This is a genomic window from Rosenbergiella nectarea (genome assembly GCF_900111105.1).
Taxonomy (GTDB): Bacteria; Pseudomonadota; Gammaproteobacteria; order Enterobacterales; family Enterobacteriaceae; genus Rosenbergiella; species Rosenbergiella nectarea.
Genome location: NZ_FOGC01000001.1, coordinates 588,265 through 598,518 on the forward strand (window position 1 = coordinate 588,265; position 10,254 = coordinate 598,518).

The following is a 10,254-nucleotide window of genomic DNA, read 5'->3' on the forward strand; positions in this document are numbered from 1 at the left end:
ATTCGCTAATAAATAAGGTCGCTTTGGCGGCCTTTTTTTATCACGTTTTATAAGGGGAGAGCGGCTATGCTGAATCTTAAAGGTATCCACCATATCGCGATTATCGCCTCCAATTATCAACAGAGTCGACATTTCTACTGTGAAATACTAGGTCTTCAGCTACTCAACGAAACCTATCGTGCTGAGCGTCAATCTTGGAAGGCGGATCTCGCGCTAGACGGACGGTATGTTATCGAACTCTTCTCCTTCCCTGATGCCCCTCCTCGTATCAGTTATCCTGAGGCATGTGGGTTACGTCATCTCGCCTTTGCTGTGGAAGATCTTGAGCAGGCAATACAGTGTTTAACATCGCATCATATTGAATGTGAACCGATCCGCATTGATCCTATTACGGATAAAGCTTTTACCTTCTTTAGTGATCCTGATGGCTTACCGCTGGAATTTTATCAAGATGGACTAGACGATGTTGAGTGATTTGAAGCTTCAGGGTCATCAAAAGCTTCTGATTGGCTTTAGTGGGGGACTTGATTCCACCGTTTTATTACATCAATTATCGCAATTACGAATTACTCAATCGCTCTCTTTACGCGCTATCTATATTCATCATGGATTAAGCCAGCATGCAGACCAGTGGTTAGTGCACTGTCAGCGTGTGTGTGCCGAATTAGAGATCCCTTTTCTTAGCCGTAATGTGCAACTGCTGGGAGTGAGAGGGGGAATAGAGGCTGAAGCACGAAGCTTACGCTATGGTATTTTTAAGGAAATACTCGATCCAGACGAAGCATTGGTGACGGCTCATCATCAAGATGACCAGTGCGAAACTTTTCTACTGGCATTAAAACGCGGTAGTGGACCGGCAGGCTTATCGGCAATGCCATCGGCGCGTCGAATAGGGAACAATTGGCACCTTCGCCCGCTGTTACAGTTATCTCGGCAAGAACTAGAGGGTTATGCAGCGACACATCAATTGCGCTGGATCGATGATGAGAGTAATCAAGATGATCATTACGATCGCAATTTTCTGCGCTTGCGTATCTTGCCGCAGCTAGCACAACGCTGGCCACAATTCTCGCGCAGCGTTACACGCAGCGCTGAATTATGTAGTGAGCAGGAGAGTTTACTGGATGAACTACTGGCATCAGATTTGCAACGATGTATCGCTGATGACGGCTCGATTGATATAGGCTACTTAGCGTGTGGCACAGAACAGAAGAGAAATGCCTTATTAAGGCGATGGTTTACCTATAACGGTATACAAACTCCTTCGCGTGAAGCCCTAGCCCGTCTTTGGCAAGAAATTGCCTTAAGCCGCGAAGACGCCAGTCCACAATTGATGATGGGGCAAAAGTCTTTACGTCGTTACCAGCAGCGTCTCTATCTTAGTCGGATATTCCCTGCCTTGCGTGGAACGATAGTTCCATGGCCGAAAGCCTCAACGCCTTTGGTACTCCCTAATGGTCTCGGATCTTTACGCTTAACGGCGGCGACTAGTCAAGGTTTACACTTGCGAGCCCCCACTCGAGAGGAAGCGATTACCGTTCGTTTTGGGCAATCTGCTTATCTACACCTTGTTGGTCGACAGGGCGGAAGAAGTCTAAAAAAAATATGGCAAGAGAAGGGGATACCCGTTTGGTTAAGGGAAAACATTCCCCTGATCTATTTTAACGAAGAGTTGGCCTGTGCACCGGGTATTTTTATTACGCAGAGTGGAGTGATAACGGCAGGCGAAGGGTATGGTCTAGTCTGGGAGGGGATGGATCCAGAGCTAAAACCGTGGATAAATTTTAGCTCTGGGGAAGAGATCAATTTTGAGTGATGGTTATAGTACCGATTTCGGGATGACTAAAACTTTCGATAGCATCTAACCGTACTTCGTGCTGCTCACCGTGGTACTTGTATAAAAGATACTCAACTTTCTTTCTCAAGAACAAATCGGCTGCTTCTGCCTTCAACGACTCACCACTGCGTAGGGTGAGTTGGAGTAACAAATGATGTTGGCAGGCGAGTTCCAGATTGTCATAGTCATCACAATTAATGGGCTGATAGGTATCATTGATTGACATAATTGCTCACCTGTAAGTAAATGGCGGATTCCCGCGGGCCTTACACAAACGCACTATGGTGTAATGCGTCACTGAACTTTAAGCTTATGGCAACGTAATATGCCAGACTATTCTGAGATAATACGAGGACTTACCCTATGTTGTCACTTTTTATCTGTAGACTAGCCTAGGCGTTTGTAAGGCGTAATGCAAGTCAGCCCACACATCCTGCTAAAGCATAATGGGGCAAATTTGGAGAACTTATGGCGTTAAAAGCCACTATATTCAAGGCTGTAGTTGATATTTCAGATCTTGATCGGCACTACTATGCTAGCCACACCTTAACCTTGGCGCGTCATCCCTCCGAAAACGATGAACGAATGATGTTGAGGTTATTTGCCTGGTGTCTTTATGCGTCGGAACGACTAGAGTTTACACGCGGGCTATCGTCTGGCGAAGAACCTGAAATTTGGCAACATCATGATCACGGTCGTCCCGAGGTATGGATTGAACTTGGGTTACCCGATGAAAAACGGTTAAAAAAAGCCGTCAGCCAATCATCGAACGTGGTGTTATTTACTTACCAATCTCGTGCCGCAGCAGTTTGGAAGCAGCAGAACTTGGGAAAGCTAGCGCAATTTAAAAACCTGACGATTTGGCATGCGACTGATGAACAATTGAGCCAGCTGGCGGCGTTGGCACAACGAAACATGTCGTTGCAAGTCACCTTACAAGAAGGTGTTATCTGGCTTTCAGATGGCAGCAATAATGTAGAAATAGAGTTAGAACTATGGCAGAAAGCAGTGTAATTGTTATTAATGCGCAACAGCAGATTGCGAGTACAGAAATAGAAACGTCCGCAATACGCGCTCAAGGCGCGGGTGGGCAAAATGTGAATAAGGTTTCATCCGCTATTCATCTTCGCTTTGATGTGAAAAACTCCAGTCTTACCGACGATGCGAAAGCTCTGATTATCAGCAAGCGCCATCATCTTCTGACTGAGGATGGGGTGATAGTGATTAAATCACAGAACGCGCGTTCTCAAGAGAAAAATAGAGCCTTAGCGATAGAGCGGCTACGGCTAGTACTGGCACAATTGTTGGTAGTATCAAAAACCCGTAAAGCGACTAAGCCAACAAAGGCTTCTAAGCTCCGTCGTCTGGATGGGAAAAACCGTACTTCGTCAAAGAAAAATTTACGGGGTAAGGTGAGCGTGGATTGATTAATAATGGCCCTCATTGCGAGGGCCATATAGAGGTTATTAGCGTTTGATTTGAGACAGTAAACGTTCAACAATCGCTTCAGGTGAGAGCATCTCTTTTTCACCGGTACGGCGATTTTTGTACTCGATTTCGTTATTGTCTAAGTTACGGTCGCCGATAACAATGGAGTGCGGTACACCGATCAGTTCCATATCGGCAAACATTACGCCTGGACGTTCTTTACGGTCATCAAGGATAACATCGAGTCCTGCACTACGCAGTTGTTCATACAGCTTCTCGGCTAATTCTTGTACGCGAAAAGACTTGTGCATATTCATCGGTAAGATCGCGACATGGAAGGGAGCAATGGCTTCTGGCCAAATAATTCCTTTCTCATCATGATTCTGTTCAATAGCCGCGGCCACAACACGCGTCACACCGATTCCGTAGCATCCCATTAATAGCGTTTGGTTACGGCCCTCTTCACCTTGAACTGTTGCTTTTAATGCCTCTGAGTACTTGGTACCCAGTTGGAAGATATGGCCGACCTCAATACCGCGTTTGATTAGCAAGGTCCCTTTACCGTCAGGGCTCTTATCTCCGGTTACCACATTACGGATATCTGCATAACGTGCTTCTGGAAGATCACGTAACCAGTTCACACCAAACCAGTGTTTACCGTCGATATTGGCCCCCACGGTAAAATCGCTCATGACTTTCAAGCTATGGTCAGCAACGATTGGCATCGCTAATCCAATAGGACCAAGAGAGCCCGGTCCTGCACCGATGGCGTCGCGAATTTCTTGTTCAGATGCAAAACAGAGTGGAGAGGCAACGATATCCAATTTCTCTGCTTTCACTTCATTTAATTCATGATCCCCGCGCACTAAAAGCGCCACTAAGGTGTGTTCACTCTCTTCTGCGGCTTTAACGATAAGCGTTTTAACGGTTTTATCGATTGGAAGAGAGAATTGGGAAACGAGTTCAGCAATAGTCTTCGCGTTAGGTGTGTCGTGTTGCATCAAGGCTTGAGAAGGCGCAGCACGTTCAATGGTCGGGGCAACGGCTTCTGCTAATTCGATATTGGCTGCATAATCAGACTGATCAGAGAAGATGATATCATCTTCACCACTCTCCGCGAGTACTTGGAACTCATGAGAAGCGCTACCGCCAATCGATCCGGTATCTGCTTGTACGGCACGAAAATCTAATCCCATACGACTGAATATCTGGCTGTACGCGCGATACATGATGTCGTAGGTCTCTTGCAGAGAGTCTTGATGGCTATGGAAAGAATAGGCATCTTTCATAATAAATTCGCGTGAACGCATCACACCAAAACGTGGACGAACTTCATCACGAAACTTAGTCTGAATTTGGAATAAGTTTAAGGGTAATTGTTTATACGAGCTCAGCTCGTTACGAATCAGATCGGTAATCACTTCTTCATGCGTTGGACCCAGTACGAATGGGCGTTCATGGCGATCTTTAATACGTAAAAGTTCTGGACCGTATTGTTCCCAACGTCCACTCTCTTCCCATAAGTCGGCAGGTTGAACAACAGGCATCGTCACTTCGAGGGCACCCGCATTTTCCATTTCTTCGCGGACGATTTTTTCGACTTTACGTAAAACGCGAACACCGGTCGGTAACCAAGTATATAAGCCTGAAGCAAGTTTACGGATCATTCCTGCACGAAGCATTAATTGATGACTAATTACTTCAGCATCAGAAGGTGTTTCTTTGAGCGTTGAAAGTAGGTATTGAGTAGTACGCATGAATAAGGTTCCAGTTGAACGGAAAGCTGTTTTAGTGAGTAGTATAGAGTTTATCAGTGAGTGAATGGCGTAAAAAGCCTAATTCATTGGCTCGATTGCAATCACTTCTGTTCCCATCGGTGTTACCTGCCAGCGTACAGTAAAATCACTCAAACTGGCAGCATAAAAATGAGGGTCATCTTGGTTACGTCGGTACGCTGGGCGAGGATCTTGAGCTAAGACTTGTTGGATAAACTCTGCTAAGTTTGGGTGACTCTGATGATAGCGTAGTAAATGTTGTTTAGCGTCATCCGAAAAATAAACCTGCATACCGGCTTCCGGCGCTAATTGCGCATAGCCTGCACGAGCATCGGTTAAAGACTCTGCAAAGGGCAGATAGGGCTTGATGTCAACAATAGGTGTACCATCAACGAGATCGACACTGCCTAGTTTGAGAATGAGGCGTTTTTTTTCATAGCGAACCCCCTTAAATTCGACGAGTGACATACCAATTGGATTGGGTCTAAACGTCGAGCGGCTCGCTAACACACCAATCTTATCGTTACCGCCAAGTCGAGGTGGGCGAACCAGCGGCTTCCAGCCCTGTTGTTGGGTCTGATGAAAAATAAAAAGTAGCCATAAATGGCTGAAATTCTCAATACCACGTACCATATCACGATGGTTGTAGGGGGCGATAAGCTCCAGCTCTGCCCCCATTGCGGTGACTAACCCTGGTTGTCGAGGAACCGCAAACTTCTCTTTCCAAGGTGAGTGAATCGTACCTATTTGCTCTAAAGAAAATGACTTCATTGTGTGACTTTTAGCGCAGAACCTTGGCAAACCGCTTCACGATAGCACCCGGAATTAGTGGAAATCACTTCACATTGGTGCACAAGTACTGCATTAGCTTTTAATGATGAGGCTTTTACCTGCATACGTTTACGCGCGGTATTAAGGTTAGGCGGTGAGCTTTGAGCGTTGGTCTGACAGTCTTCACCCGAGACTTCACCTAAGTCGCGGAAGGGCTTATTAATGAGGTCGGCAGGATTAGTATAAATTTGTACTGGCGTCGCTCTATGTACAGGTTTGCGGACCTTTTCCTGATGCTGAGCCTGAGGCTTTTCGGGGAAAGGCTCAACGGGTTTGTACTGAGTTGTACAACCGGCAAGTCCTACAATCACCATACAGAGTGGTAATAAGCTAAAACGCATTGAATCTTCCTCACTCAACTTTTCATTAGAGGGTTAGCATACAGGTATCGACGTTTGTTGAAAAAATAAAGGCGACTCTCGTCGCCTTTACCCATCTATATTAACAGCATTTACCAGCCTTTAATGGCACCACCGTTAAAAATTTTATTAGCGGCTTGTTCAACCTGTTCTGATTGATAAGCTTTGATAAATTTCTTAACGTTATCGGCATCTTTATTGTCTTCGCGGGCCACAATAAGATTAGAATAAGGTGAGTCTTTATCTTCAGTGAACAAGCCATCCTTCACGGGGGTTAAGCCGATCTGGCTAGCAAAGGTCGTGTTGATGACGGCGATAGCAATTTTATTGTCGTCTAATGAGCGTGGAAGCTGTGGGGCTTCCAGTTCGACAATCTTCAGATTTTTAGGGTTCTCTGTAATATCCAAAGAAGTGGGCAGTAGACCAACATCGTCTTTTAATTTAATTAATCCGACTTTTTGTAATAACAGCAATGAACGTCCCAAATTCGTCGGATCGTTAGGTACCGCAATTTGAGCACCATCTTGCAGTTGGTCTAAAGATTTGATCTTTTTGGAATAACCTGCAATAGGATAAATAAAGGTTTTCGCTACCGAAGTAATTTTGTATCCGCGATCTTTAATCTGCTGATCCAAATAAGGTTTATGCTGGAAGGCATTGGCATCAATATCGCCTTTGCTCAACGCTTCGTTAGGCAGAACATAGTCAGTGAACGGGACGAGTTCAACATCAAGGTGATATTGATCTTTCGCAACTTTTTGAGCGACCTCTGCCACTTGTTGTTCAGAGCCGGCAATGACCCCCACTTTAATATGGTTAGGATCTTGTTGCGTTTTTTGGTCACAGCCAACTAAAGCTAATGTTGCAACAACCGCGCTGAGAGTGGCTAATTTTTTTAACGTAAAAGTCATGGGATTTCCTTAATTATTATCGAGACAAATTACTATCTATGAGTGACGAGCCTAACAACACGATCGCCGATAAGTTGGATCAGATAGACCAAAATAACCAGCAATACCAAAACCGTATTCATGATTGTCGCATTATAGCCAATATAACCATATTGGATACCAATTTGCCCTAAACCGCCTGCTCCAACAGCGCCGCCCATGGCAGAGTAGCCCACCAAGGTGATCAGTGTGATGGTTGCAGCATTAATAAGCCCCGGCAACGCTTCAGGTAAAAGAACCTTACGAATAATTTGTAGGGGTGTCGCGCCCATTGAACGTGATGCCTCAATTAAGCCAGACGGGAGTTCAAGCAGGGCATTCTCTACCATACGGGCAATAAAAGGTGCTGCACCAATCGTTAAAGGAACTATTGCTGCTTGTAGTCCTATTGAAGTCCCTACCAGCGCGCGGGTGAAGGGGATCATCCAGACAAGTAAGATAATGAAAGGGACTGATCTAAAAATATTCACTACTGCAGAGATAATGCGGTAAAGCGTTTGGCTCTCTTTTATCTGCCCAGGACGAGTAATATAAAGAAGTACGCCAACTGGTAAACCAATGACAAATCCAAAGAAGCCTGAGACAAAAGTCATGACTAAGGTTTCCCAAATACCGCCCGCTAGAAGCCAAATCATTGCCTCAGACATAACCTAACACCTCTGTTTTAACTTGTTTTTGTTGTAGCCACTCAATGGCTTGTTGACACCTTTCTTGTTCGCCCGCAATTTCAGTAAGCATAATGCCGAATTTGACTCCACCGGCGTAATCCATCTGCGCGCTAATAATGTTGCAGTCAACATTGAAGCGACGTGAAATATCAGACAATAGCGGTGCGTCAACGGATTGCCCGGTAAACTCAAGTCTAATGAGAGGAACTCTACCTGCCTCAGCCATGTGGGTTAGGCGCTGTTGATAGTCCTCAGGAATATCGAGATGAAGGGTCGATTGAATAAATTGCTGCGCTAAAGGCGTTTTCGGATGAGAGAAAACCTCACTCACTTTATCATTCTCGATCAACTCACCTTTACTGATCACTGCTACTTGGTCGCAGATGCGTTTGACGACATCCATCTCATGGGTAATTAGCAGGATAGTGATCCCTAAACGGCGGTTTATATCTTTGAGTAATTCTAAGATAGAACGCGTTGTAGCCGGATCGAGTGCGCTGGTGGCTTCATCGCAGAGTAACACTTTCGGGTCGCAGGCCAGTGCACGTGCAATCGCGACACGTTGTTTTTGCCCTCCCGATAGATTTGCAGGGCGAGCATCGTGTTTATCCGCCAGTCCGACAAGTTCGAGTAGTTCGGTTACGCGCTTTTTTATGTCAGCTTTAGAATGGTTTTCCAGCTCAAGTGGCAACGCTACGTTACCGAAAACCGTACGAGAATTGAGTAAGTTAAAATGTTGGAAAATCATCCCAATTTCACGCCGAGCTAAAGTTAACTCATGGGCATTTAAAGTGGTGAGATCACGACCTCCCACTATCACTCTACCGGAGGTCGGTCGTTCAAGAAGATTGACGCAACGTATAAGGGTACTTTTTCCCGCTCCTGATGCACCAATCACGCCATAAATTTGCCCCTGAGGGACATGAAGCGTGACATCCCTTAAGGCTGGTATAGTCAGATTTCCCTGTAGAAATCGCTTAGTTATATTCTCGAGTTTTATCATTATAGTATTTTTACTTAGTGTAATTATGCCGCTGAAGTATGGGACCAAAATAAATTGGTGATTAGCCGGATGTTAAGCTATCTAGACGGCTAAATCAATCCGGCCTTCTTATCCTATGTAGAAAAGGCGCATTAATTTCCATTCCTCTTCATCATATATAGAAGGGAATGAAGGAAAACCGTTTTGGTAGCCTTACTAAAGGCAAAAGTACGATAGAGATATTTCACCTGATTTGAGGAAATGCAACGAAGTAAAGACAGTGATCATTAGATGGGGTTCGTGCGATAATGAATCCTTGACTGAAATGGAGTAATTTTTTGTTATGAAACCCGCAATTTTTTTAGACCGTGATGGGACGATTAATCTCGATCATGGTTATGTACACCTTAGTGATGACTTTCAATTTATTGATGGTGTGATCGACGCAATGGTTGAGTTAAAAAAGATGGGTTACCTACTCGTTCTCATTACTAATCAGTCAGGGATTGCAAGGGGGCTATTCACGGAAGACCAATTTATGCATTTAACAGAATGGATGGACTGGTCACTCGCGGATAGAGGTGTCGACTTGGATGGTATCTATTTCTGCCCTCACCATCCGCAAGCGATTGTTGAAGAGTATCGACAAGATTGTGAGTGTCGCAAGCCGAAAGCAGGAATGTTTGTCGATGCGCAAGCTCAGCTCGATATCGATATGAGTGCTTCTTACATGGTTGGAGATAAAAAGGAAGACATGCTGGCAGCCTTGGCTGCGGGTGTAGGCCATAAAGTACTGGTAAGAACAGGTAAGGACGTTACGCCGAAAAGTGAATCTGCGGCAGATGCAGTGATGAATAGCCTTGCTGACCTACCCAAATATCTCGCAAATAAGCAGTAATTGCTGGCTTTATCAGCATGGTGCTTGAACTTTGAACGCTTGAGCATTTTTTTTTAAAAAAATGCTCAAAGGGTATTGCGCCTTTTTCTGAACTCCCTATAATGCGCATCCACTGACACGGCAAAGCACGATACGCAGCGCGGTGACAGGGACTGGAGCGATTCGGTCCAGGAGAAAAAACAAAAACAATGATTGACTCCTGAAGTGAAGCGAGTAATATACGCCACCTCGCGACAACGAGTTAAAACGTTGATTCGCAATGCTCTTTAACAATTTATCAGACAATCTGTGTGGGCACTCGCAGGATTGATATCACAAAAAAACTTTGTAGTATCAAGTCTTGAAGAGTGACACTGAAAATTCATTTACGAATAACAGAATAATTTCTTTGAGCATCAAACTTTAAATTGAAGAGTTTGATCATGGCTCAGATTGAACGCTGGCGGCAGGCCTAACACATGCAAGTCGAACGGTAACAGAGAGTAGCTTGCTACTCTGCTGACGAGTGGCGGACGGGTGAGTAATG

Annotated in this window: 12 protein-coding genes and 1 rRNA gene; 6 read left to right on the plus strand and 7 right to left on the minus strand. The window is 44.9% G+C overall.

The annotated features are described in order from the left end of the window. Positions 1-66 precede the first annotated feature (66 nt). Both BMX14_RS02715 and tilS read left to right on the plus strand, forming a co-directional pair. Positions 67-474, plus strand: coding sequence for a VOC family protein (locus BMX14_RS02715; RefSeq protein WP_092672359.1), 408 nt, complete (start codon positions 67-69; stop codon positions 472-474). Further along, on the plus strand, positions 464-1,816 hold the full coding sequence (gene tilS / locus BMX14_RS02720) for a tRNA lysidine(34) synthetase TilS (protein WP_092672362.1): 1,353 nt from the start codon (positions 464-466) through the stop codon (positions 1,814-1,816). The genes BMX14_RS02715 and tilS overlap by 11 nt, the downstream gene beginning before the upstream one ends. Here tilS and rof read toward each other — a convergent pair. Beyond that, positions 1,803-2,063, minus strand: coding sequence for a Rho-binding antiterminator (gene rof / locus BMX14_RS02725; RefSeq protein ID WP_092672365.1), 261 nt, complete (start codon positions 2,061-2,063; stop codon positions 1,803-1,805). The genes tilS and rof overlap by 14 nt on opposite strands. A gap of 242 nt (positions 2,064-2,305) precedes the next feature. Between rof and BMX14_RS02730 the strand changes: the two genes are divergently transcribed. Next, on the plus strand, positions 2,306-2,851 hold the full coding sequence (locus BMX14_RS02730; protein WP_092672368.1) for a YaeQ family protein: 546 nt from the start codon (positions 2,306-2,308) through the stop codon (positions 2,849-2,851). After that, the gene (arfB, locus tag BMX14_RS02735) at positions 2,833-3,264 is read left to right on the plus strand and encodes an alternative ribosome rescue aminoacyl-tRNA hydrolase ArfB (RefSeq protein ID WP_092672371.1); all 432 of its coding nucleotides are present in this window, start codon (positions 2,833-2,835) and stop codon (positions 3,262-3,264) included. Before BMX14_RS02730 ends, arfB begins: the two co-directional genes overlap by 19 nt. A gap of 39 nt (positions 3,265-3,303) precedes the next feature. On the opposite strand, the gene proS is transcribed toward arfB, so the two are convergent. The 6 genes from proS to metN form a co-directional block, all read right to left on the minus strand. Further along, a complete protein-coding gene (gene proS, locus BMX14_RS02740) occupies positions 3,304-5,022 on the minus strand; it encodes a proline--tRNA ligase (RefSeq protein ID WP_092672374.1) in 1,719 nt (572 codons plus the stop codon). A 78-nt stretch (positions 5,023-5,100) separates the two neighbouring features. Then, the gene (gene tsaA / locus BMX14_RS02745; RefSeq protein WP_092672377.1) at positions 5,101-5,811 is read right to left on the minus strand and encodes a tRNA (N6-threonylcarbamoyladenosine(37)-N6)-methyltransferase TrmO; all 711 of its coding nucleotides are present in this window, start codon (positions 5,809-5,811) and stop codon (positions 5,101-5,103) included. Then, positions 5,808-6,212: an Rcs stress response system protein RcsF gene (gene rcsF, locus BMX14_RS02750; protein WP_092672380.1), complete on the minus strand. Its 405-nt coding sequence runs from the start codon at positions 6,210-6,212 to the stop codon at positions 5,808-5,810. The genes tsaA and rcsF overlap by 4 nt, the downstream gene beginning before the upstream one ends. Positions 6,213-6,322: 110 nt before the next feature. Beyond that, complete coding sequence (locus BMX14_RS02755) at positions 6,323-7,141, minus strand: MetQ/NlpA family lipoprotein (protein WP_092672383.1); 819 nt, start codon at positions 7,139-7,141, stop codon at positions 6,323-6,325. Positions 7,142-7,173: 32 nt separating this feature from the next. Then, positions 7,174-7,827: a methionine ABC transporter permease MetI gene (locus BMX14_RS02760; protein WP_092672386.1), complete on the minus strand. Its 654-nt coding sequence runs from the start codon at positions 7,825-7,827 to the stop codon at positions 7,174-7,176. Further along, positions 7,820-8,851: a methionine ABC transporter ATP-binding protein MetN gene (metN, locus tag BMX14_RS02765; protein ID WP_092672389.1), complete on the minus strand. Its 1,032-nt coding sequence runs from the start codon at positions 8,849-8,851 to the stop codon at positions 7,820-7,822. Before metN ends, BMX14_RS02760 begins: the two co-directional genes overlap by 8 nt. A gap of 322 nt (positions 8,852-9,173) precedes the next feature. On the opposite strand from metN, the gene gmhB reads away from it, so the two are divergent. Together gmhB and BMX14_RS02780 are read left to right on the plus strand one after the other, a co-directional pair. Beyond that, entirely contained in the window at positions 9,174-9,728 is a 555-nt protein-coding gene (gene gmhB / locus BMX14_RS02770) for a D-glycero-beta-D-manno-heptose 1,7-bisphosphate 7-phosphatase (protein ID WP_092672392.1), read from the plus strand. Between the two features lie 404 nt (positions 9,729-10,132). After that, a 16S ribosomal RNA gene (locus tag BMX14_RS02780) occupies positions 10,133-10,254 on the plus strand; the annotation flags it as partial.